The sequence below is a fragment of the Amycolatopsis anabasis genome (genome assembly GCF_009765355.1).
Lineage (GTDB): Bacteria > Actinomycetota > Actinomycetes > Mycobacteriales > Pseudonocardiaceae > Amycolatopsis > Amycolatopsis anabasis.
The window spans coordinates 156,600-178,861 of record NZ_VTHK01000017.1; the positions used below are offsets into that span (position 1 = coordinate 156,600).

26 protein-coding genes are annotated in these 22,262 nt (G+C 67.9%); 12 read left to right on the forward strand and 14 right to left on the reverse strand.

The genetic code is table 11. The annotated features are described in order from the left end of the window. Positions 1-525: 525 nt before the first annotated feature. Both FXO23_RS23155 and FXO23_RS23160 read left to right on the forward strand, forming a co-directional pair. Positions 526-915: a hypothetical protein gene (locus FXO23_RS23155; protein WP_218952129.1), complete on the forward strand. Its 390-nt coding sequence runs from the start codon at positions 526-528 to the stop codon at positions 913-915. A gap of 26 nt (positions 916-941) precedes the next feature. Next, positions 942-1,775, forward strand: a complete 834-nt coding sequence (locus FXO23_RS23160; protein WP_158887493.1) for a S1 family peptidase — start codon at positions 942-944, stop codon at positions 1,773-1,775. 29 nt (positions 1,776-1,804) lie between these two features. Here FXO23_RS23160 and FXO23_RS23165 read toward each other — a convergent pair whose 3' ends face one another. Both FXO23_RS23165 and FXO23_RS23170 read right to left on the reverse strand, forming a co-directional pair. After that, a complete protein-coding gene (locus FXO23_RS23165) occupies positions 1,805-2,503 on the reverse strand; it encodes a hypothetical protein (RefSeq protein ID WP_158887494.1) in 699 nt (232 codons plus the stop codon). An 18-nt stretch (positions 2,504-2,521) separates the two neighbouring features. Next, positions 2,522-4,672 (reverse strand): ATP-binding protein, encoded by a 2,151-nt coding sequence (locus FXO23_RS23170; protein ID WP_158887495.1) that lies wholly within the window; start codon positions 4,670-4,672, stop codon positions 2,522-2,524. 1 nt (position 4,673) lies between these two features. On the opposite strand from FXO23_RS23170, the gene FXO23_RS23175 reads away from it, so the two are divergent. From FXO23_RS23175 to FXO23_RS23185, 3 genes are all read left to right on the forward strand, one after another. Next, positions 4,674-4,910, forward strand: a complete 237-nt coding sequence (locus tag FXO23_RS23175; protein ID WP_158887496.1) for a hypothetical protein — start codon at positions 4,674-4,676, stop codon at positions 4,908-4,910. A gap of 459 nt (positions 4,911-5,369) precedes the next feature. Beyond that, a complete protein-coding gene (locus FXO23_RS23180) occupies positions 5,370-5,819 on the forward strand; it encodes a hypothetical protein (protein WP_158887497.1) in 450 nt (149 codons plus the stop codon). Between the two features lie 46 nt (positions 5,820-5,865). Beyond that, positions 5,866-6,885, forward strand: a complete 1,020-nt coding sequence (locus FXO23_RS23185) for a dimethylarginine dimethylaminohydrolase family protein (RefSeq protein WP_158887498.1) — start codon at positions 5,866-5,868, stop codon at positions 6,883-6,885. 13 nt (positions 6,886-6,898) lie between these two features. Here the strand turns inward: FXO23_RS23185 and FXO23_RS23190 are convergent, their stop codons facing one another. Both FXO23_RS23190 and FXO23_RS23195 read right to left on the reverse strand, forming a co-directional pair. Then, a complete protein-coding gene (locus FXO23_RS23190) occupies positions 6,899-7,333 on the reverse strand; it encodes a DUF6292 family protein (protein ID WP_158887499.1) in 435 nt (144 codons plus the stop codon). A 30-nt stretch (positions 7,334-7,363) separates the two neighbouring features. Continuing rightward, a complete protein-coding gene (locus FXO23_RS23195) occupies positions 7,364-7,804 on the reverse strand; it encodes an Hsp20/alpha crystallin family protein (RefSeq protein WP_158887500.1) in 441 nt (146 codons plus the stop codon). 107 nt (positions 7,805-7,911) lie between these two features. Between FXO23_RS23195 and FXO23_RS23200 the strand changes: the two genes are divergently transcribed. Beyond that, the gene (locus tag FXO23_RS23200) at positions 7,912-8,523 is read left to right on the forward strand and encodes an HSP18 transcriptional regulator (protein WP_158887501.1); all 612 of its coding nucleotides are present in this window, start codon (positions 7,912-7,914) and stop codon (positions 8,521-8,523) included. A gap of 29 nt (positions 8,524-8,552) precedes the next feature. Here the strand turns inward: FXO23_RS23200 and FXO23_RS50790 are convergent, their stop codons facing one another. Together FXO23_RS50790 and FXO23_RS23205 are read right to left on the reverse strand one after the other, a co-directional pair. After that, positions 8,553-8,699 (reverse strand): hypothetical protein, encoded by a 147-nt coding sequence (locus tag FXO23_RS50790; RefSeq protein ID WP_179956851.1) that lies wholly within the window; start codon positions 8,697-8,699, stop codon positions 8,553-8,555. Then, positions 8,696-9,646, reverse strand: a complete 951-nt coding sequence (locus FXO23_RS23205) for a TerC/Alx family metal homeostasis membrane protein (protein WP_246257689.1) — start codon at positions 9,644-9,646, stop codon at positions 8,696-8,698. The genes FXO23_RS50790 and FXO23_RS23205 overlap by 4 nt, the downstream gene beginning before the upstream one ends. A gap of 698 nt (positions 9,647-10,344) precedes the next feature. Between FXO23_RS23205 and FXO23_RS52295 the strand changes: the two genes are divergently transcribed. Then, positions 10,345-10,473, forward strand: coding sequence for a hypothetical protein (locus FXO23_RS52295; RefSeq protein WP_281356577.1), 129 nt, complete (start codon positions 10,345-10,347; stop codon positions 10,471-10,473). Positions 10,474-10,604: 131 nt separating this feature from the next. On the opposite strand, the gene FXO23_RS23210 is transcribed toward FXO23_RS52295, so the two are convergent. After that, a complete protein-coding gene (locus FXO23_RS23210; RefSeq protein WP_158887503.1) occupies positions 10,605-11,093 on the reverse strand; it encodes a M15 family metallopeptidase in 489 nt (162 codons plus the stop codon). An 87-nt stretch (positions 11,094-11,180) separates the two neighbouring features. On the opposite strand from FXO23_RS23210, the gene FXO23_RS23215 reads away from it, so the two are divergent. Together FXO23_RS23215 and FXO23_RS23220 are read left to right on the forward strand one after the other, a co-directional pair. Next, positions 11,181-11,867, forward strand: coding sequence for a response regulator transcription factor (locus FXO23_RS23215; protein WP_158887504.1), 687 nt, complete (start codon positions 11,181-11,183; stop codon positions 11,865-11,867). Then, on the forward strand, positions 11,860-12,948 hold the full coding sequence (locus tag FXO23_RS23220; RefSeq protein ID WP_158887505.1) for a sensor histidine kinase: 1,089 nt from the start codon (positions 11,860-11,862) through the stop codon (positions 12,946-12,948). The genes FXO23_RS23215 and FXO23_RS23220 overlap by 8 nt, the downstream gene beginning before the upstream one ends. Positions 12,949-12,951: 3 nt before the next feature. On the opposite strand, the gene FXO23_RS23225 is transcribed toward FXO23_RS23220, so the two are convergent. The 6 genes from FXO23_RS23225 to FXO23_RS23250 all read right to left on the reverse strand — a co-directional run bounded on the left by FXO23_RS23225 (position 12,952) and on the right by FXO23_RS23250 (position 18,601). Further along, positions 12,952-14,061, reverse strand: a complete 1,110-nt coding sequence (locus tag FXO23_RS23225) for a UDP-N-acetylglucosamine--N-acetylmuramyl-(pentapeptide) pyrophosphoryl-undecaprenol N-acetylglucosamine transferase (RefSeq protein ID WP_158887506.1) — start codon at positions 14,059-14,061, stop codon at positions 12,952-12,954. Next, complete coding sequence (locus FXO23_RS23230; protein WP_158887507.1) at positions 14,058-14,531, reverse strand: GNAT family N-acetyltransferase; 474 nt, start codon at positions 14,529-14,531, stop codon at positions 14,058-14,060. The genes FXO23_RS23225 and FXO23_RS23230 overlap by 4 nt, the downstream gene beginning before the upstream one ends. 15 nt (positions 14,532-14,546) lie before the next feature. Then, positions 14,547-15,155 carry a D-Ala-D-Ala dipeptidase VanX gene (gene vanX / locus FXO23_RS23235; protein WP_158887508.1) on the reverse strand — a complete coding sequence of 203 codons (609 nt, stop codon included), beginning with the start codon at positions 15,153-15,155 and terminating at the stop codon, positions 14,547-14,549. Beyond that, the gene (vanA-Sc, locus tag FXO23_RS23240) at positions 15,152-16,192 is read right to left on the reverse strand and encodes a D-alanine--(R)-lactate ligase VanA-Sc (RefSeq protein ID WP_158887509.1); all 1,041 of its coding nucleotides are present in this window, start codon (positions 16,190-16,192) and stop codon (positions 15,152-15,154) included. The genes vanX and vanA-Sc overlap by 4 nt, the downstream gene beginning before the upstream one ends. Beyond that, entirely contained in the window at positions 16,185-17,144 is a 960-nt protein-coding gene (vanH, locus tag FXO23_RS23245; protein ID WP_246257696.1) for a D-lactate dehydrogenase VanH, read from the reverse strand. Before vanH ends, vanA-Sc begins: the two co-directional genes overlap by 8 nt. Positions 17,145-17,371: 227 nt before the next feature. Beyond that, on the reverse strand, positions 17,372-18,601 hold the full coding sequence (locus tag FXO23_RS23250) for a lipase family protein (RefSeq protein WP_158887511.1): 1,230 nt from the start codon (positions 18,599-18,601) through the stop codon (positions 17,372-17,374). Positions 18,602-18,971: 370 nt separating this feature from the next. Here FXO23_RS23250 and FXO23_RS23255 point away from each other — a divergent pair, with 370 nt between their 5' ends. Genes FXO23_RS23255 through FXO23_RS23265 form a run of 3 tightly spaced genes read left to right on the forward strand, consistent with a single transcriptional unit; the run spans position 18,972 to position 20,426 of the window. Continuing rightward, positions 18,972-20,000: an alpha/beta hydrolase gene (locus FXO23_RS23255; RefSeq protein ID WP_158887512.1), complete on the forward strand. Its 1,029-nt coding sequence runs from the start codon at positions 18,972-18,974 to the stop codon at positions 19,998-20,000. A gap of 22 nt (positions 20,001-20,022) precedes the next feature. After that, positions 20,023-20,220, forward strand: a complete 198-nt coding sequence (locus FXO23_RS23260; RefSeq protein ID WP_158887513.1) for a hypothetical protein — start codon at positions 20,023-20,025, stop codon at positions 20,218-20,220. Continuing rightward, positions 20,190-20,426, forward strand: a complete 237-nt coding sequence (locus FXO23_RS23265; protein WP_158887514.1) for a hypothetical protein — start codon at positions 20,190-20,192, stop codon at positions 20,424-20,426. Before FXO23_RS23260 ends, FXO23_RS23265 begins: the two co-directional genes overlap by 31 nt. Before the next feature lie 9 nt (positions 20,427-20,435). Here FXO23_RS23265 and FXO23_RS23270 read toward each other — a convergent pair whose 3' ends face one another. Further along, positions 20,436-22,097: a GMC family oxidoreductase gene (locus tag FXO23_RS23270; protein WP_158887515.1), complete on the reverse strand. Its 1,662-nt coding sequence runs from the start codon at positions 22,095-22,097 to the stop codon at positions 20,436-20,438. Between the last annotated feature and the right edge of the window lie 165 nt (positions 22,098-22,262).

Sequence of the window (22,262 nt, forward strand, 5' to 3'; positions counted from 1 at the left end):
TCGTCGTACCGTACGCACGGTTGGTCGCCTACGCCGACCGAGTACGACACCGATCACGGCCAGGAGCGCGAAGCCGAACGGTAGCGCGATCTCGATGTGTCCACGGGCCATGTTACCGAAGAAGCCAATGAGAAGAGCGATCGAAATCGGTGCCCACATAGATGACTCCGGTAATAATGGATGGCGGTTTCTTGTCGTGGTCGGAGGTGCATGCTCCACTCTCCGGGCACGCCGGCAGGAAAACCAGTGCTGATCAGTTGACAATCGAAGGAAATGACAGAGAAGGCGGTCAGTGTGAACGCGGGCGGGGTGCCATGCCGGAACCGGTAGTGTGCCGGTTTGTTTCCTGAAACTCTCAACGGATCACCACTCGCGGCCCGGGTTGGCTGCGGTGATACTTGGGTGGCCTGGCACCATTTTCCGTGAGGGAGAACTCGCGTGTCATGTCGAATCAAGCTGGACGAGCCTCCTCGACCTCGTGATTCTTTACTGCCGCAGGGCGGCGGGACGCCGGATGAGCCGACCGTGCGTTTGGTGGCGCTCAGCGCCTTGCGTGTCGGCGAATCGCCGCGTTTCGGGGATGTGGACCGGGATCTCGTCCTCGCGCTCGCGACCGAGGCCGCCGCGGTGCCGCCCATTGTCGTCCACTGGCCCACCATGCGCGTTGTCGATGGGATCCATCGCCTTCTCGCGGCTCGTGTCCGGGGCGACCAAGCCATGCGGGTGAAATTCTTCAGCGGCACCTTGGATGATGCGTTTGTGCTCTCGGTCTACTACAACGGCGTCAGTGGTTTTCCGCTCACCGAGGCCGAGCGGCTCGCCGCCGTGGCGCGGATACACCGGACCCACCCCCATTGGCCGCTGTGGGTGATCCGGGCGTTGGCGGGTCTGCCCGTTTTGTCTTTTCCGGCCTGATGGACCACCCAGTTCAGTGAACGATCGTGCTGGCGAATATCGCTACGCTGTCCTCCAAAGATCGGTGGCTTGGGAGAGGACCGGACATGCTGTGTTGGCCGCGCCGTGGTTTGCGTGGGGTATTGGTTTATGGCGTGGCGATGGGGTTCGGGCTCGCCGTCCCGGGGTCGGCCAGTGCTATTACGGGTGGTAGTGAGTTTCCGGTTGAGCGGTTTTCTTCCGTGGTGTACCTGGCGGATTCTTCCGGTGGGACTTTCTGCGGCGGTGTGCTGGTCGCACCGGCCAAGGTGCTGACCGCCGCGCACTGCACCGAGGATGTGCCGCAACGCGAGGTGCGGGTCGTGGCCGGGAGGCAGCATCAGCGGGACAGCGATGGTGTTCAGGCGTCGGTGTCCAGCGTGTGGAAGCACCCCGACTACCGCGGTTATGGCACCGGTAGCGATATGGCGGTGTTGACCCTCGGCCAGCGGATCCCCTTTCCCGCGGCAGCCGTAGCACAGGACCAGCACCGCGATCTCTACGCCCCCGGCACGGAAGCGACGGTTTTCGGATGGGGACGGCTGGCCTTGCACGGCGAGCGGTCGGACACCTTGCGGTCGGTGACCGTCCCGGTCACCACCGACCAGGCCTGTTCGGCAGCGTATTCCGGCTACGATCCGCGCACCATGGTCTGCGCCGGTTACCAGGAGGGCGGCAAGGACTCCTGTGAAGGAGATTCCGGCGGCCCGCTGGTGGTGGGCCACACCGTGATCGGGGTCGTCTCCTTCGGTAGTGACAGCGGATGCGGGGCACCCGGTAAGCCCGGCGTCTACACCAGGATTTCGACTTTTGCCGCCGACCTCGCGAAGCAGATCCGCTGACCGGCCTGGTTCGCGGGCGACTGGGGAAGTCAGCGGTTGGGGCCGAGCGGTAGGTGGTACTCGACGGTTTGTCGTGTGGCGGGGGTGAAGCCGAGGCCGACCAGTGCCGCGATGTGCCTGTCGTCGTCGGGTGCGGTGGTGGTCTCGACGTGGCGCAGGGCGGGATGCCCGCAGCGCAGCGTGATGAGCGTGGTGGACAGCAGGGCGAGCAGCCCGCTGACGGTGCCCGGGTCGTCGCGATGGTGGGTCAGGGTCGCGGTGTCGCCGTCGACCCGGGCGCTGTAGGTGGCGCCGCGGAATTCCATGGTGAGGGTTGGACCGTCGTGCGTGGAGAGGCGGTGCGCGAGGAGGGTGCGGTGGGTCAGGTTCCGGACGGCCGGTAGCTCGAGCTGCCACCACCGGCGGACCAAGCGGCCCGGGAAAGCGCCCAACTCAGCCAACACCGAGCACGGGATGTGTCCGGTGTCGACGGTCCAGCGCAATTCGGTGGCACCGACATCACCGCCGTGCCGCGCGGCGGCCCGCATGAGGGGGACCAGCAGGTCCGCGGGCGCGTCCGGTACGGCGACGATACCGCGGTCGCTTTCCGGGTCGTCGGGGTCGAGCAGTGCGACGGCGCCCGTCGTCTTCCCGTCCTCGCGTGCCAGGACGAGTGCGAAGGCCCGCCGGTCGGCCCAGTAGCGGGGTGCTTCGGACGGGTCGAGGCTTACCGAAATCGTCGGGTTCATCGTGTGCATTCCCGGAGGTCAATTGTTTTCTCGATTCGGGTCCCGCGTGGAACACTTTTCGTGGGTGGATGTGTTGAGGCGGCCAGTGGCGTCGGTGGCGCGGGGATCGTCGAGTTCCTGGTACAGCTGTAGTGCTGCCGTCCAGGCCGTGTGCGCCGCTTCGGTGTGGCCGAGGTCGCGGAGGATGTCACCGCGGAGGAGGTGCGTGTCGGCTTGGCCCCATCGGTCGCCGGTTTCCTGGCGTACTTCCAGGGAGAGCGCGAGGTACTGCAGGGCTCGTTCCCGGTCTCCGCGTGCGAGGTAGATCTTCGCGATCTTGGCCAGCTTCCGGCCGCGTCCGTAGTGGTTGGACTGTTTCTCGCACAGCCGCAGCGCCTGTTGGGTCGCCGCGAGCGCGGCGTCGCACTGGCCGGTTTGGCGGTGGATCTCGCCCAGGACCGCCAGGGTGACCGCTTGGCCCTCCTGCTCATCCAGCTGCTTGAACAAGGTCAACGCTTGTTCGGCGTGCTCGCGGGCGTGCTGGTGCTGTCCGCGCTCGCACAGCAGGCCCGCCAGCCCGTACAGCGCCCAGCCTCGGCCGTGCTGGTCGTCGAGCTGGGTGCTGATGTCGAGGGCTTCCCGGTACAGCCGGTGGCCGCGGTCGAGGTCGCGGCGCTTGGCGTGGGCGACGGCGAGGTTGATCCGCAGCCAGCTCTGCGCGTGCCGGGCGCCGGTGTCCTGTGCGGCGCGCAGGGCGGTGTCGTGGGTGGCCAGCCACGCCGACCACGGTTTGCGCAGGAGGAAGTAGTCGAACAGCGCCATGGCCAGTTTCCAGGCGGCATCGGCCATGCCGTGCTCGAGCGCGAGGCGGCTGATCGGCGCGAAGTTGTGGTTCTCGGTCTCGCACCAGCGCAGCGCGGCGGCGGGGTCGGTGAACGTCATCGCGGCGACGTCGGTGCCGGTCGGCGCCAGGTCCGGCGGGCGGGTGCGGAAGGGCGCGATCTGGACGGTGGCGGCGACCGCGCTGCCCAGGTACCACTCGACCAGCCGCCGTATCGCCCCGGCGCGGTCGGCGGGGCCGTCTTCGGCGCGCGAGCGTTCGTCGGCGTAGCTCCGGAGGAGATCGTGCAATCGGTAGCGGCCATGACCGAGCGACTCCAGCAGATGCGCGTCGACCAGGATGTCGATCAACCGGCGGGCCTCGCTGACCGGCACCTCGGCCAGGACGGCGGCCACCGCCGTGCCGAAGTGCGGCCCGGGGAGCAGGCTCGACAGCCGGAACAGCCGGGCCGCCGCGCGGGTCAGCGTGCGGTAGGACCAGGAGAACACGCGACACACGGCGGTGGTGTCGTCGAGCGTCAGCAGATCCAGACCTTCGGCGGCCAGCTGGGCGACCACGTCCGCCACGGAGTGGTCCGGGCTGGCGGCGACCCGTTCGGCGGCGATCCGCAGCGCCAGGGGCAGGTGCGCGCAGCGATCGGCCAGCGCCCACACCGCATCCGGCTCCTCGCGCAGGGGTTCGTCGCCGAGAATGCCGTGCAGGAGCGCGACGGACTCCTCGGTCGGCATCGAACCGATGGTGATGTGCCGCGCACCGGCCCGCACGCCCAGCCCGGACAGGTGGCTGCGGCTGGTGACCACGACCGCGCACTCCGCCGAACCGGGCAGCAGCGGCTCGACCTGGCCGGGATGGGCCGCGTTGTCCAGCACGACCAGGACGCGCTGGGTAGCCAGCAAGGAGCGGTACAACGCCGAACGCTGGCCAACCGTGGCGGGGATCGAGCGGGCGGGTGTTCCGAGGGCGCGGAGGAACTCCTCCAGGGCTTCCTCCGCGGCCAGCGGGAGTCCGGTGGCGGTGTACCCACGCAGGTCGACGTACAACTGCCCGTCCGGGAACCGGTCGGTGACCTGGTGCGCCCAGCGCAGCGCCAGCGCGGTCTTTCCCGCGCCGGGCGGGCCGTCGATCACCAGCACCGCCGGCGCCCCCGGTTCCGCGGGGCGTTCGACCGCGTCGTCCAGGCGCCGCAGTGCGTGTTCCCGGCCGGTGAAGCAGGCCGTGACCGCGGGCAACTGCGCCGGGGGGACCGCGTCGCCCTCGACCTCGGCCAGCGCGACCAGTTGCCCCGCCGCGTCCAGCACCTCATCACACCGCCTGGCCAGCTCCAGCGACGGCGGTGCACCGTTCTTCACCTTGCTCAACCAGCTCGGCGTGTATCCGACCAAATCGGCGAGCTTCCGCCACGACAACCGCCGCTGCGCCAGCCGCCGCGCCAATTCACGGCTGAACGCGCCTGCACTGTCTTGCCGCACCATTACCACTTTCGGCTACTTCTCGACCGCTTGCGCGATTGACCCAGCGGTCAGCGCGACGTCCGGCGCGATTTTCAGAAACATCGTCGTTGATCTTCCTTGTTCGTTTTCGTTGTGAAGAATGTTGTTGGCGAGCCCCCGACGGGCATCGCCTTGCGAAGGGAATCGGCAACCACTTTCTGCGCAGAGGGGCCGATAACTCATGGTAAGCGGAAACGTCGGAGTGGTCCACTGCGACCCCCGCGGGGGTGAGAGCCCAGCCACAATGGCTGTCCGGCCAGCGAAAATCGATGCTCCGCGCCGACCTGATCACGCCGTTTCCCGGAAAAGTACATCAATCACCATGGCGCCCGGAAGGCGGCGAGGGCGATAATGGGCGAGGCCGGAATTTCACCAGAGATCGAAAAACGAATGGGCGAATTCCCGCTTGTCGTGCGCGTGGACGCGGCCGATCCTTTCTGGCGAGAGCGCCGGAGCCCGGCTGCGCGGCATCGTCTATGCTGAAGTCGCCTGAGCCCGCGCATGCGTGGCCCTCAGCGTGCTTCCGATACTCATGACCTAAGGATCAGATACCTCCATGAATGCTGTCTCGCGGCTCCGCGCCTCCTCAGCTGTCGCAGTGGCCGCGGTCGTGCTGGCCGCGGTCACCACGGCCTGTGGCACGGCGCCCGCATCCAGCCCGGCTCGGTCATGTGAACCACAACAGCAAGCGGTCGCGTCCGCGGAAACCGCGAAGACCAACGCGGAGAGCGCGGCCAAGGCCGCCGACACCACCGCCGCCGGAAGCAAAGCCGCGGCCGACAAAGCCAACACCGTGGCGGACGAGGCCAATGCCGCCGCGAACACCTCCCCTGATGCCGCGAGCCAGGCCAGGGCGGCCCAACTCCTCGCCGAGGCCGCCAAACTCATCGCCGACTCGAAACTCGCCGACGAGAACGCGCAACAGGCACGGACCAAGGCCAGCGAAGCGGCCAGCGCCCTCAACGACGCGCAACAAGCCCTGACTCGTTGCCAGCAGTCCTCCTGACACCCTCGGCGAGCCGGGCCGCCAAGGCCCAGAAAGGGTTGTCCCGATGGTCCGCACCCCGTCGATCGGCGTGCACGACGAGTTCGCCCCGTTGCGGGAGGTGTTCGTCGGGATTTTCGATCCCGATTCGCTGATCGCGCCGGTGTCGTATTCGCTGCGGAAGTACCTGTCCGCTGAAGCGGTCGAGCTGACCGAGCGATGCGCCGGGAAAACCTTCCGCGACGTCGACTCCCCCGAGCGGATCGAAGCCACGCACCGGCAACTGGAGGACCTCGCCGATCGCTACCGCGAGCACGGGGTGGTGGTGCACCGGCCCCGGCGGTTCACCGAGCACGAAGCCGGATACGTGGTCGCCGGGGGAGATCCGATGTTCGCCCGGGATCCGATGCCGGTCATCGGCAACCGGGTGATCGAAGCATCGTTGATGATGCCGTCGCGACGCAAAGAGATCTTCGCCTACCGCGAAATCCTCACCCGGCGGCTCGCCGCCGAACCGCACACCGAATACCTCGCGGTGCCCTCGCCCGCGCCGAGCGCGCTCGATCCGATCGCCCCCGAGGGCGCGGGTCCGTTCCTCGAAGGGGGAGACGTGTTCGTGCTCGGTCACGACATCCTCGTGGGCAATTCCGGGCTCGCCTCGAACCGCGCCGGTATCGACTGGCTGACCCGTCTGCTGCGTCCCGCCGGTTACCGGGTCCACGAAGTTCCCCTCGCCGGCCAGTGGCTGCACCTCGACTGCGTCTTCGCGGTGATCCGCCCGGGTCTGGCGATGTGTCACCGACCGGCTTTCCGGCACGGGCTTCCGGATGTCGTCAGCGACTGGGACATCATCGAGGCCACCGCCGACGAAGCGCACGCCATGGGCTGCAACACCCTGTGCCTGGCCCCCAACAAGGTCGTCGTTCCCCAGGAACACACCCGCCTGATCGAAGCGCTGGCGCGCCACGATGCCGACGTCGTCAGCGGCTTCACCTTCGATCTCGTCTCCGAGTTCGGCGGCGGCGTCCGGTGCGCGACCCACCCCCTCGCCCGCGCCACCCCGGCAACCCCCACGCCGGGAACTTGAGCGGGCGCCCGGCTCAGGTCGTGTTCCGGGTGCGGAGCACGGTTTCGAGGTCGGTGAGGTTGCCGGCGGTGCGGATGGCTGGTGGGTCGAGGCGTCCGATGTGGTGGTCGTCCTCGCGCAGGGCGGTGAGGAATCGGGTGATGTGCTTGGGGGCGGGGGTGATGGTGGTGCCGCCGAGGTAGCGGATGACGATGAGGTCTTCGCCGGAGTGGGTTTCGATCGCGGTGGACCAGCCGTGGATTTCGTCCCACAGCAGCGCGACGTCGCGGTCGGGGTAGCCGGGCAGGCGCTCGTCGAGGGCGATGTAGGCGGAGACCGGGGTGTCGTGGTCGACGGTGCAGGATTCCAGGCCGATCCCGAGTGCGTTCGTGACGTCGGCGAGGTAGGCGCGTAGCGCGGTGATGGCGGGGTGGGAGTGGCCGGTCGGTAGGTGCAGCGATGCGGTCACGGTGGTGCCTTTCGTGCGCGGGCGAGGCGGTCAGGCCTCGACTTCCTTCCGGTCGGACGAGGTGCCGGTGATCTCGATGCGCCGGGGCTTGGCGTTCTCGGCGATCGGGATGCGCAAGGTCAGCACGCCGGCTTCATAGGCTGCGGCGATGTGGTCGGCGTCGAGTTTGTCGTGGAGGAACAGTCGGCGGGAGAAGACACCGAGAGGCCGTTCACAGATCTGCGTCTGGACGTCGTCCCCGCCGGGCAGGGGGCGCCGTTCGGCCTTGACGGTCAGGACGTTGCGTTCGATGTCCACTTCGATGGCGTCGGGGGTGAGGCCGGGCAGGTCGAAGCAGACGACGAACTCGTCGCCGGCCCGGTAGGCATCCATCGGTATCGCGGCCGGCCTGGACCAGGTCCCGGGAGCCGCGGCGCCGAGCATCTGCTGGGCGAACCGGTCCCACTCGCGAAAGTCGGTGCGCATCAACATCGAGTCCACCTCCGGTGAGTTTGACGATGCCGTGGTGTCAACACGCAGCAATGTTCTAGCATGTCATCGAAACGATGACAAGAATGGAGTCGTCGAGAGGATGACAAATGGCAGACGCGGACCCGGCCCGGGTCGTTCAGCGCGTGCACGGGGTGGTGCTGGCCGCCCGGGGTGGTGCGGTGCCCTCCGATCAGGTTCTGGCGGCGCTGGCCGCGTTGCGGTCGGTGCGGGAGCAGCTCGGCGCCTGGGAGCCGGAGCTGATCGCGGCGGCCCGCGCCGGCGGCACCAGCTGGGCCTCCCTTGCCCCGGCGTTGGGGGTGGCGAGCCGCCAAGCCGCCGAGCGGCGGTTCCTGCGGCTGCGGCCGTCGGCGACGGGGGAGACGACCGGGGAGGCGCGCGTGGACGCCGAGCGCGACCGGCGCGCGGGTGACCGTGCGGTCGCGGACTGGGCGCGGCGCAACTCCGCGGTCCTGCGGCAGTTGGCTGGTCAGGTCAGCGCGCTGGACGGCCTCGATGCGGCGGGCCGGGAAAGCGCCGACCGGCTCGGCGCGGCGCTCGGCGACGACGACGTCACCAGCCTGCTGCCGCCGCTGGCCGCGGTCCGCGCGCACCTGACGCGCGACCACGCGGGGCTGGCCGACCGGCTCGGCGCCATCAGCGAGCACACCGACCAACTGCGTCGCGAGGCGGCCGGGAACCGCCGCGACCGCACCACCTGACCGTCACGTGCCCGGATGCCGAAAAGCCGTCACCGGTCGAGACCAGGACGGTGCCGGGGTGGCCGGGGCGGTCCGGGTGGCCGTGGGGAGGACAGCGCCGCGCAGGTGATGATCAGGGCGAGTGTGACGAGGATGGTCAGGCCGATGTCGGTGAGCGTGTCGGTGAGCATGGTCATGTCCCGGTGGTGGTTCGGTCGGTGTCGCGGCGGCGGGCGCGCATGCTGGTCAGCGTGACGGTGGCGAGGATGAGCACGATGACCGCGAGCGAGAGCGGGGTGGGGACCTCGGGTACCGCGGGCCAGATTCCGTGGGCCCAGTGCAGTACCAGTTTCACTCCGATGAACGCGAGGATGATCGCGAGTCCGTGGTTGAGGTGGACGAGCTTGCCCAGGGTGGTTTGCAGCACGAAGTACAGGGCACGCAGGCCGAGCAGGGCGAAGGCGTTGGTGGTGAAGACCAGGAAGGGGTCTTCGGTGACGCCGTAGACGGCGGGCACCGAATCGACGGCGAACACCACGTCGGTGGCGAAAACCGCCACGACCACGACGGTCAGCGGGGTCAGCGCGCGTCGCCCGTCTTCGCGTACGGTGAGCCGGGTGCCGCGGTAACCGTCGGTGACGGGCATCAGGCGGTGCAGCAACCGCACCGATCGCATGGTCGAGACGTCGCGTTCGAGGGGTTCCCCGCTGGCTGCCTGGTGCAGGATCTTGATCGCGGTGACGAACAGGATCGCGCCGAACACCAGGAACGCCCAGGTTCCGGCTTGCAGCATGGCGGCGCCCAGCGCGATGAAGATCCCGCGCAGCACCAGTGCGCCGACGATGCCGTACAGCAGCACGCGTTGCGCGAGCTCGGGCGGGACGGCGAAGGCCGTCAGCAGCAGGATGAACACGAAGAGGTTGTCCACCGAAAGGGATTTCTCGACCACGAATCCCGTGAAGAATTCCAATGCTTGGCTGCCGTCGAAGCTCGCCCACAGGAACAGTCCGAACACCACCGGCAGGGCGAGGTAGAACACCGACCAGCCCACGGCCTCCCGGGTCGAGACCTCATGCGGGCGGCGGGTCACCAGGAAATCGGCGACCAGCAGTCCCGCCAGTACCGCGATGCTGGCCGTCCACATCCACGGTGAACCGACTGACTCCGATGAAGCAGCAAGAGTAAACACACGATCAGACACCCGGGCCTCCTCAAACATTGAGAAGCGTCCGAGGTCTCCTTCACCCGCGCGATGAGGGTGGCCTCCCGAGGACACCGTCGGATGTCCGTGCTGACCGGGCCGACCTTAGGGAAGTACTCCCCTCGCAGAGAAGTGTAAGGCGCGAAGGGATCACCCGCAGATCTTTCCCCCGGTGAGGGGACACCGGCGCTCCCCGCCCCGCGGCGGATTGGGAGGCTCAACGCGTTGTGCGAATCTCATTCACCTTAACTGACTGGTCCGGCGCGGGAAGGTGTCCGGAAGGTGTGCTTCGCGTGGTGGCACGGCAGGGCGAATCCGGATCTCGGAAACACTCATCTTTATGACAAGCGGGTTTTTCGAGACCGTGGAACGTCCAAAACGTGCTCGGGTGTTGTCAGATGCTGCTGGTCGGGTGTCATCGATCTGTCAACGAAATGAGTGTTTTCGAGTGTTACGGCAACTTTGCAAGATGCCTTGACAACTCATCACCGTTGTTCGACACTCTTTTTCGGCAATCCTGTCGGGTTCGGCGATTTTGGCATGCCCTAAAACAATGTGCGAACATGTCACAATTAGTCGTGGTAGCACGTCTTGACAGCGGAATCCCAACGGTGAAATTCTAAGACCGCTTTCGAAGGCGAATGTTCCAAAGTTTCCTGATCGGTCCTGCAAGGGAGAAGAACATGCTCACCACCATTATCTCGAGCGGCTACGAAACCCTCACCGGCGCGCTGGACCACCTGGCGCAGGTTCTCGGCTCGCTCGTCTGAGCGCTGCGTCAAGCGATTCAACGGTGAAGGCAGGGCGGCGGTCCGGGAGGTCGATCGCCGCCCTGCCTCCCCGGCCGCCGAGACAAAGACGAAATGTCAGCGGGCGCTTTGGGGAATTCCTATGGCACCGGTCACCGCCGCATCCGTGGATCGTGCGTGGGGTCGGCATACATGGCCGGGCAACCGTGATCGACGGCTTCGGGGCGCAGTTCGTAGTGCCAGGGTTCGTTGCGGTAGATCTGGCACAGTCCGTACTTGGCGCCGTGTTCGGACAGCCACGCCTGGGCATCGGAGGGTCCGACGTCGACAGCCTTCCCGGACACGTGCGCGGACGTGTCCGGGGTGGCGACCCAGCGGGCGGCTTCCGCTGCCGAGCCGTATTCGGAGATGGCGTCGCGAAGAAGCTGTTCCTGGTACTCCGGGGAGCGCCAGCCACCGTTGACGAAGAACTCGACCCCGTCGTCGGCGGCGTCGGTCGCGGCTCGGCGCAGGGCACCGAGCAGCTCGGGATCGAGGTTGGCCACGGCCGGGGTCTCGTCGTCGAAGACCGGCACGGGGGCGGGGACGGCGCCATGTGCCTTGCCGAGGGCGCGCCGGACGGCTGATTCGTGGTAGAGCATGCAGCCAGTCAAGGCAGCACGGTGTTGCCGGCACGTATCCGGTTTTCGATATGACGACGATAGGCTCCGGCTCGTAGCGTGGAGCGCATGCGCGTGTTGATCGTCGAGGACGAGCCCTATATGGCCGAGGCCATCCGCGATGGGCTGCGCCTGGAAGCGATCGCGGCGGACATCGCCGGTGACGGCGACACCGCTCTGGAGTTGTTGAGCGTCAACGCCTACGACATCGCCGTCCTCGACCGCGACATTCCCGGGCCCTCCGGCGACAAGATCGCCGAGAGCATCGTCGCTTCCGGCAGCGGCATGCCGATCCTCATGCTCACCGCCGCCGACCGGCTCGACGACAAGGCCTCCGGGTTCGGGCTCGGCGCCGACGACTACCTCACGAAGCCGTTCGAGCTGCAGGAGCTCGTGCTCAGGCTCAGAGCACTCGATCGCAGGCGGGCGCACCACCGGCCGCCGGTGCGGGAGATCGCGGGCCTGCGGCTGGATCCGTTCCGCCGCGAGGTCTACCGGGACGGCCGGTACGTCGCGCTGACCAGGAAGCAGTTCGCCGTGCTCGAAGTCCTCGTCGCCGCCGAAGGCGGGGTGATCAGTGCCGAAGAGTTGCTCGAGCGGGCGTGGGATGAGAACGCCGACCCGTTCACCAACGCCGTGCGCATCACGGTCTCGGCCCTGCGCAAACGGCTCGGCGAACCCTGGCTGATCGCCACGGTGCCCGGCGTCGGGTACCGCATCGACACCGGAGCGGACGCCGGAGGCGAGCGTGGATAGGCAGCCCGGGTTGAGCGTTCGCCTCAAACTCACCCTCAGCTACGCCGGGTTCCTCATGGTCGCGGGCACCTTGCTGCTCGCGGTCGTGTGGGTGTTCGTCCTGCGCCACTTGCCTTCCCGGGCCGACGTCCCCGGAGGCATCCTGATCCGCTCCGCCCTGCTGCGCGGCTTCGCGCAGGCCGCCGCCGCGGCGCTGGTGTTCCTGCTGGTGTTCGGCCTGCTGGGCGGGTGGCTGCTCGCCGGTCGCATGCTCGCCCCGCTGACTCGCATCACCGACGCCACCCGCATGGCCGCCACCGGATCGCTCTCCCACCGGATCTGGCTACCGGGCCGCAGGGACGAGTTCCGCGAACTCGCCGACGCCTTCGACGCCATGCTGGCACGGCTCGAAGCGCACGTGGCCGAACAGCGGCGATTCGCGGCCAACGCCTCCCACGAACTGCGCACCCCGCTGGCGATCACGCAGACGCTCCTCGACGTGGCCCGCAACGATCCGGACCGCCACACCGGCGAACTCGTCGACCGCCTCCACTTCGTCAACGCCCGAGCGATCGACCTCACCGAAGCGTTGCTCCTGCTCAGCCGCGCCAACGAGCGGTCCTTCACCCGCGAACACGTCGACCTGTCCCTCATCGCGGAAGAAGCCGCCGAAACGCTGCTCCCGCTGGCGGAGAAACGCGGCATCACCATCGAGACCTTCGGCGACATCACCCCCGCCATGGGCTCCTACGCGCTCCTGCTGCAGATGACCACGAACCTCGTGCACAACGCGATCGTCCACAACCTGCCCGAACGGGGCACCGTATGGGTCACCGCCGGCGCCCACCCCGAGACCGTGGTGCTCACCGTGGAGAACACCGGCGAGAAGCTCACCCCGCAGTTGGTCTCGACCCTCGCCGAACCGTTCCAGCGCGGCACCCAACGCATCCGCACCGACCACGCGGGTGTCGGCCTCGGCCTGGCCATCGTCAAAAGCATCACCCAGGCACACGACGGAACCCTCACCCTCACCCCCCGCCCCGCCGGGGGGCTCCGCGTCACGGTGCAACTGCCCGCCGCGCCACCGCACACAGGCGGATGACGATCAGGGGGCGAACCTACGTCGCTCGGCGACCGCGGTGAGCACGTGCTGGGCCAGGACGACGTCCGCGTCGGGGCACCCGGCCGCCGACGCGCGGGCCGACATCGCCGCGATCCGCTCGGGATCGGTGAGCACCGGGATCAGGGTGGCCTCGATCCAGGCCGGGTCGAGGTCGGCGTTGTCGACGAGCAGTGCCCCGCCGGCCGCGACGACCGGCTCGGCGTTCAGCCGCTGCTCACCGCCGCGCAGCGGCAACGGGACGTACGCCGCCGGCAGGCCGACCGCGGCCAGTTCGGCGCAGGTCATCGCCCCCGAGCGGCAGATCACGAAGTCGGCCGCCGCGTAGGCGTACCGCATCTCCTCGACGTAGGGGACGACGACGTAGGGCGGGTCGGCGGGGTCACCACCGGGCACCTCGACCACGTGCCGCGGCCCGGTGATGTGCAGCACCTGCACTCCGGCCGCTCGCAACGCCGCGGCCGCGCCGGACACCGCCGCGTTGATCGCCCGGGCGCCCTGCGAACCGCCGGTGACCAGCAGGACCGGCCCGCCGGGTCGCAGGCCGAACCGCTGCCGGGCCGCGTCGCGCAGCGCGGGCCGGTCGAGCCCGGCGATCGCCGGCCGCAGCGGGATCCCGATGGCGGTGGCGCGGGCCAGCCGGACGCTCGGCGAGGCGGTGAACACGTGCGCCGTCATCCTCGCCGCCAGCCGGTTGGCCACTCCGGGCCGGGCGTTCGCCTCGTGGATGACGATCGGCAGGCTCCGCCGGCGGGCGGCGAGGTAGGCCGGTCCGGCCACGTAGCCGCCGAAGCCGACCACGACCTCGGCGCGCACGCGGTCGAGCACCGCCCCGGCCGCCCGCACCGAATCGCGCAGCCTGCCCGGCGTGCGCAGCAGGGCCCGGTTCAGTTCGCGCGGCAGCGGCACCGGCGGGATGAGTTCGAGCGGGTAGCCGCGGGCCGGGATGAGCGTGGTGTCCAGGCCGCGGACGGTGCCGAGGGCGGTGATCTCGGCCGCGGGCTCCAGCCGGCGCAGCGCGTCGGCGAAGTTCATCGCGGGCTCGATGTGCCCGGCCGAATGGCCACCGGCGACGACGACGCGCGGTGCGGTCACGCCCGCCCCCGAGCGATCCCGCCGGCGGGGGATTCGTCGAGATCGCGGAGGAACCGGGAGGACCCTCCGGTCTGGTCGAGGTAACCGCGGCGCCGGTAGAACTCGTGTGCGTCTTCGCGGCGGTCCGCGCTGGTGACCTCCATGCGGACGCAGCCATGCCGGGCAGCGAACGATTCCGCTGCTGCCACGAGCCGACCGCCGACGCCCCGGCCACGTGCTTGGTCGGCGACGACCAGAGCCACGATCCGCCCCCAGGCGCCGGCGCGTTCGAAGAACGGGCAGATGTGGACCGCGACCAGGCCGAGGAGGTCGCCGTCCGCGTCGGCCACCTGGGCCGCGCTGAAGGGGTCGTGCCGCCAGGCCCGGATTCGGGTTGCTGTTGTCGCGGCGCCGGCTTGGGGATAGCCCAGCTGGTGAAGCAGCTCGTTGACGGCCGCGGCGTCGGCGGGGTGTGCCAACCGTATCTGCATGCTTTCCTCTGTCGACTACGTGATGGAAAAGTCGAAATAGGTGTCCGGATAGGGTTCGTCTTTCAGGGTGTAATGCCACCACTCGTACGCGTATGACTTGAAGCCGCAGGTCTCCATGATGGAACACAGGTGCTGGCGGTTTCTCGCTTCGACTTCCGTGATTCCGTGTGCGCCATGATGTGAGACCGCATCCATCAGATCGTGGCCGCCGCCCATGGGAGCGAGTTCACCGGTGGCCAGGTGGTAGAGCGTCAGGTCGACGGTACTGCCCCGGCTGTGGCCCGATTTGGCGGCCACATATCCTTGTTCGAACATCTCGGCTCGGTCGATATTCGGGTAGTGCCGGAGCTTCGTCCGGCCATCCTCCGGCTGTTGTGCCCAGCGCAGAAAGCAATCCACCGCGCGCTGCGGGCGGTACCCATCCCAGAGAAGCAGGCCGAAGCCGAGGGATGCCGCCTTCTCCTGCGCACTCTCCAGGGCCGTGCACAAGGCCCTCGTGCCGACAATTCGATTCGCCACGTATCCGTCCACGGGTTTGCCGGTGAAGTTGTCCCAGGTGGCGTACTTGGCATCCCAGCGTATGCCGGGTACGAACTCGTCTACGAAGACGAAGTCTTCTTTCATTGGATCTTTCCTGTCAACGCCAACGACACGGTCCGGTCGATCACTTCGGCCAGCGGCAAGCCCGCGGCCGCCATCATTCGCGGGTAACGGCTGTACGAAGTCATGCCGGGAAAGGTGTTGACCTCGTTGAGCAGCACCGTTCCGTCTTCCCGCAGGAACATGTCCACCCGTGCGAGTCCGCTGCACCCCAGCGCGCGATAGATGGCCTTCGCCGTCCGCTGGACGAGCAGGCGCGACTCCGCCGAAATGTCCGCGGGAACGGTTATCGTCGAGTTTTCGGAACCGCTTTCGGGGTCATCCTCCTGGTGGATCTTGAAGAAGCCATGAGACAGGTGGATTCGATCTGGCTCGCCTACGGTCAGATCCGGATCGTTTCCCAGTACCGCGCAGCCCACCTCGCTGCCGACGACGGCCTCTTCAACCAGCACCTTCGAGTCGTACTGTCGCGCGGCTTCCACCGCACTCTGCAGTTCTTCTTTGTGAGAGACCTTGCTGACGCCGAAAGACGAACCCGAACGGGCCGGTTTCACGAAGACGGGGTAGGTGAGCTGGCCGGGATCGATGTTCTCGTCCGGCGGGACGATCCAGAAGTTCGGCGTGGCGATTCCCGCGTTACCGGCGACGAGGTAAGCAAGGGATTTGTCCATGCACAGGGCAGAACTTTGGACGTCGCAGCCTGCGTAGGGGATGCCGGATAATTCCAGCAGGCCCTGCGTCGCACCGTCTTCGCCGAGTTTGCCGTGCAGAACGGGCAACACCACGTCCAGGCTGATCGTTTTGTATTGTCCCTGCTCCAGGACCAGCAATCCGTGGACGCTGCGGTCCGGTGACAGCGCGGCCGGACGGCAATCGCCGTTTTCCCAGTCCGCGTCCGGGCCGTCGCAAAGCTGCCAAGCGCCGCTCTTCGTGATTCCGATCCAGAACGGTTCGTACTTTTCGGTATCGAGGTTCCTCGCTATCTCTTGCGCCGATTTGACGGAGACGGGGTGTTCCTCGGAAGTTCCCCCGAATATGATTCCGACCTTCAACCTATCCATGCTGTTTCCCGCTTTCGAAGTTCAGGCAGTTGATGAGACTGTTTTCCACCGTGTCGCGCAGGGCGTGGTCCGTGTAGTAGGCGGTGTGCGGACTGATGAGCACGTTCGGCATTTTCTGCAGCCGCGACAACGTTTCGCTGCCGATGGGGCTTTCCCGGTGGTCGGCGTAGAATATTCCTTCCTCTCCCTCGAGGACATCCAGCGCCGCGCCACCCAATCTGCCGCTCTCCAGCGCCGCGACAAGGGCCTCGGTATCGATAAGTGAACCGCGTCCCGTATTGATGATGAACGCGCCGTGCTTCATCTGCTCGATACGTTGACGATTCAGGAAGTGGTGCGTGTCCGCGGTGAGCGGTGTATGGAGCGTCACAATATCGCTCCGCCGTAGCAGGTCATCGAGCGGAACGTAGTCGGCGGAGGTTCTGGGGCGAATGTCGTAGGCCAGCTTTTCACAGCCGAAACCCCACAGCCGGTCGATGACCGCCGCGCCGATGCGTCCCGTTCCGATTATCCCGACGGTCAGGTCGCGTAGTTCTTTCCCGGGCAGGTCGGGCAACCTGTAGTCATGGGTGTCCGCGCGGCGGACGATGGATTTCGCGTTGCGCACCGCCATCAGCATCAGCATCAAGGTGAAGTCGGCCACGCTGTCGGGCGAATAGGCGACGTTCTCAACCGAAATGCCGATGCGCTCCGCGTATTCCACATCGATGTGGTTGTACCCGATGCTTCTGGTGGAGATATAGGACACACCGGCCTGGCTGAGCGCGCGGAGAGTGGAATTTGTGATTCGAGTTTTATGGCCGACGCTGACGCATCGGTTGCCGGACGCCAGTTCGATATTGGCTTCGGATACCGCCGCCTCCGTGATGGTTGGCATTACGCCGAAGCGAGGCGCCACCTCGCGGAACAAGGCGGCCTCGTCCTGCCCGCATCCATAAATCGTGATGCCCATGGTGGGGACGGCCGAGGAGGGCGCGGACACCAGCGATCGGGCGCGGCGGACCGCTGTTCGTGCTGGTTCGCTGTAGGTCATGCCCGCATTCAAGGCAGCGTGGTGTTGCCAGCACGTATCTGATTTTCGATATGCCGACGATATGTTACCGGCCGGTAGTATGTGCGAGCGCGCGAACGCGCGGGTGGCCCCGGGCCGGGGTCACCCGCGCGTTCGCCGCGGGCGGGTCAGAACTTGCCGCAGTTGCTGGTCGCGGGCTTGCCGGACAGGCGGTCGGCCAGCCAGTTCGCCCCGTTCGTCATAGCCGCCGGGACGGCTCCGACGTGTGCGAAAACGGGGGGCGCGGGCAGGTCGTTGAACTGCACGGTCGCACCTTTCGCGCACCAGTCCTTGGCCATCTGCTTGCCCTGGCCGTAGGGCACGATGTCGTCGTTGTTGGCGTGTTCGACGAGCACCGGCGCGTTCGGCTTCAGGTTGCCGATCTTCAGCTTCGCCAGGATGGACTTGAACGGTTCCTCACCGAGGTAGGCCGAGACCGGCCGCCCGTCCTTGGTGAGCGTGCTCGACTGCGTGAACGGGTACTTGAGCACCGCCTCGAGCGTGCAGATGTTCGCGGCCTCTTTGTACAGCTGCTTGCCCTTGTCGTTGGCGAGCTTGGTGAGGATCTCCGTCTCCGGGTACGCGGTGTTCAGGCCGACCAGCGCGAACCCGAGGAACCCCACGGCATACGTGCCGTCCAGCGACTTGGCCAGCACGCCGAGGTCCGCCGGGGCCGCGCCGACGTAGGCGCCCTGGAGGTTGAGCTCGGGTGCGTAGGCCGGAGCCAGTTCGACCGCCGCGGCCGAACCGCCACCGCCCTGGGAATAGCCCGTGATGCCGACCGGGCCGTTGCCCGGCAGGCCGGTGTTCGGCAGCCGCTGCGCCGCGCGGATCACGTCGAGCACCGCGTGCGCCTCCGCTTCGCGCATCACGTAGGTGTGGTCCCCGGGCGTGCCGAGGCCCTCGTAGTCGGTCTGCGCGACGGCGAGTCCCTTTTCCAGCAGGGCGTTGACGAATCCGGACTGGAACGACGAGGCGGCGTCGCCCTGGCCCTCGCCCGCCATGGTCTTCGACGGCGCGCACTTGTCACCGAGTCCCGCGGTGAACGGGGAGTAGGCGACGATCGGCCGCGGCCCGGGTCCCGGCCACGGCTTGTCCGGGACCATGACCGTGCCGGTCACCGGGATCGCCTTGCCCTTCGAGTCCCGGCTGAGGTACATGATCCGGGTGGCCTTCGAGCCGAGGATGAACGACGGCTGGGATTTGATCACGTCACCGTCCTTGCCCGCCGGCAGGGGTGACGGTGGCTGGTAGAACGCCTCATCGGCACTCACCGGTGCCGCGGAGACGGTGAGCGCGGTCAGGGCGAGTGCCGCCGTCACCGCGGCGGCGAGACTTCGACGGGTCAGTTTCGGCATACTCCACTCTCCATCGAGCGAATATTTCACGATGAATGGCAAGGCGAGTCTGGCCACGGGCATTTTTTGTGTCAATAATCCGCGCTCATATCAATCGCCGGTTGTCATTCCGGTGCGAATTGCAAGAAGGTCCTTTCGTGTGTCGATGACGACTTCGGGGCGGCGGACGAGCGGTCGGTGCCCGCGGTGGGCAGCCGGTGCGCGTACCGCGCGGGAGGCCGGATACGTACCCCGATACGCATTTCTACGGATGCCCTCGTCCCGGCGGGCGGTCACCCTGTACACCTGCGCGAGCGCGGGGCGGAGAAGATCGAATTGCGATGGCGTGTTCTGGGTGCGGCGCTGTCGCCGAGTCTGGAGAGCCGGAAAAATGAAACCAGTACGACAGCGACGTCGTTTCTCGGTAACCGCGCTCGCCGCGGGAATGCTGGCCGCGGCCGTCTTCCCGGTCGCCGGGCACGAAGCGGCCGCGGCACCGGCAGCCGTGGCCGACGATGGCGCGAAGGTCGTCGACGAGATCCGGATCGACGAGCGCACCGTCGACTTGAAGATCCAGACACCGGCGCTGCCCGACCTGCTCGGGAAGCCCGGGACGGCCATGGTGCGGCTGCTGGTGCCGAGCGGCTGGTCGAAGGACGCCACCCGGACCTGGCCGGTGCTGTACCTGCTGCACGGCTGCTGCGACGCCAGGGAGTACAAGTCCTGGACGGAGTACACCGACGTCAAGGAGTTCACCGCGGACAAGCAGGCGATCATCGTCATGCCGAGCGCCGGTGCGATCGGCATGTACAGCCAGTGGTGGAACTACGGGCTCAGCGACAAGCCGGACTGGCCGACCTTCCACACGACCGAGGTCCGGCAGATCCTGGAGCGCGGGTACCGGGCGGGCACGAAGCGCTCGATCGCCGGGCTGTCCATGGGCGCCTACGGCGCCATGGAATACGCCAGCCGCTTCCCCGGCATGTTCGGCGCGGCGGCCGCGTACAGCGGTGCGCTCAACGTCCTGCTGCCGCCCATTCCCGAAGTGACGCAGATGAACATCATCGCGCAGGGCATCTTCCTGTGGGGGATCCTCTGGGGTGACCCGTGGTCGCAGCGAGCACGGTGGATGGACCACAACCCGTACGACAAGGTGGACAAGCTGCGCGGCACGCGGCTGTACGTTTCCGCCGGTGACGGCAATCCCGGCCCGATCGACGACCCGAATGCCCCGCCGATCGCCGGAAACCTGCTCGAGGGAATGGCGTTAGGCAATTCCAAGACGTTCACCGACAAACTGCGGTCGAGCGGCATTCCGGTCACCACGGACTACTACGGGGCGGGCACGCACACCTGGCCGTACTGGGAACGCGCGCTGAAGCGGTCCTGGCCGGTACTCGCGTCCGGAATGGGCAGCTGACCGGCGGAGCCGAGGGAAAACCATGACGACCATCTCGGATACCTCGAATGGAGCGGGTGCCGATCCGGTGGGTGCGGTCGCCGAAAGCCTCCCCGCGGCGCTGGCGCACTGGGCCAAGACGCGTGGTGACGAGCGGGCGGTCACCTTCGTCGACTACTCCGGCGACCCCGCCGGGGTGATCGGGCCGCGGTGCTGGCCGAGCAGTCGGCGGAGTACCTGATCGCGTTCCTCGGCGTGCTGCGCGCCGGGCTGGTCGCGGTCCCGCTGTTCGAGCCGTCCCCGCTGCCCGGGCACCTGGCGCGGCTGGCCGTGCGGGACGTGGTGCTCATCGGCCCGGGTGAGCTGCCGCGCACCTCGAGCGGCAAGGTCCGCCGGGCGTCGTGCCGGACCCGCTACGCCGAGGACGCGTTCGGCGTGCGCGGCTGACCCGGGAGATCACCCCGGGCCGGTGACCGGGACGGCGGGGTGGTTCGCGGGGATCGGGTCGAGGCGGTGGTAGGGCTCGTGCTGCGGTGGTCGGGGATCGCGATCGCCGTGGTTCGGCCAGAACGAGAACGCGCGCTCGGCTTGCGCGGTGATGGTGAGGGAGGGGTTGACCCCGAGGTTGGCGCTGACGGCCGCGCCGTCGACGACGGACAGGTTCGGATGGCCGAAGACCCGGTGGTAGGGGTCGATGACGCCGTGGCCGGGATCCGTGCCGATGACCGCGCCACCGAGGAAGTGGGCGGTGAGGGGGATGCCGAAGATCTCGCCCCAGGTGCCTCCGGCGACCCCGCCGATCCGGTCGGCGACGCGCTGGTTCGCCTGGTATCCGGCGGGGATGAAGCTCGGGTTGGGCTCCCCGTGCCCCTGTTTCGAGGTGAATTTGCGGCGGCCGAAAAGGCCGTGTTTGGTGTAGGTGGTGATCGAGTTGTCCAGGCTCTGCATCACCAGGAGGATGAGCGTGCGTTCGCTCCACCGGTAGGCGTGGGCGACCTTGGCGGTGCGCACCGGATGCCGCAGCAACTGGTACAGGAACTGGCGCCATCGCGGGGTGGGGGCGTCGCCGTCGGTGGCCACGGTCTGCAGCAGGCCGATGGCGTTGCTGCCCTTGCCGTACCGGACGGGTTCGATGTGGGTGTTCTCGTCCGGGTGGAACGACGAGGTGATGGCCAGGCCGCGGGAGAAGTCCCGCTGGGGGTCGGGCCGGGGCCGGGCCGAGCCGATGATGGCCTCCGAGTTGGTGCGGGTGAGTTCGCCCAGCCGGGGTGACAGGTTCGGCAGCGCGCCGGTGTCGCGCAGGGAGTGCAGCAGTTTCTGGGTCCCCCAGGTCCCGGCGGCGAGCACCACCTGGCCCGCGACGATCCGCCGCCGCGCCTTGCGCCGGAGGCCCGCGGTCGGCCGCGTCTCGACCTCGAAGGAGCCGTCGGGGCGCTCGGTGAGCCCGGTGACCGTGGTGAGCGGGAGGACGGTCGCCCCGGCGCGTTCGGCAAGGTAGAGGTAGTTCTTCACCAGGGTGTTCTTCGCGCCGACCCGGCAGCCGGTCATGCAGGCTCCGCATTCGGTGCAGCCGGTGCGGTCCGGTCCGGCGCCGCCGAAGTACGGATCGGCCGCGCGCTCGCCCGGCCGTCCGAAGTGGACGCCCACCGGGGTGGGGCGGAAGGTGTGCGCGACGCCGAGGTCGGCGGCGACACCGCGGATCACCTCGTCCACCGGGGTCGACGCGGGATTGGTGAACACACCGAGCATCCGGCTCGCCTGGTCGTAGTGCGGGGCGAGTTCGGCCGCCCAATCGGTGATGTGCGCCCACTGCGGATCGCGGTAGAACGCCGGAGAAGGCCGGTAGAGCGTGTTGGCGTAGACCAGCGACCCGCCGCCCACCCCGGCGCCCGCCAGGATCATCACGTTGTTGAGCAGGTGGATGCGCTGGATGCCGTAGCAGCCCAGCCGCGGGGCCCAGAGGTAGCGGCGCAGGTTCCAGGACGTCCTGGCGAAGTCCTCGTCGGCGAACCGGCGACCGGCTTCGAGCACCGCGACCCGGTAGCCCTTCTCGGTCAGCCGGAGCGCGGCGACACTGCCGCCGAACCCCGAGCCGACCACGACCACGTCGTAATCCATGGACCTGGTTTCCTCCGTATTCCCGGGGTTCGCGGTGTTGAAGTGTAGGGAATTCCACCGCGGTGTGGCCAGTGGCATTTCGCCGAGTGCCGCAATCCGATACGCGCATTCGCGGTAATTGTCACCCGGGCACGAAATCGGCGGGTGCGGGCCTGCTTGTCGATG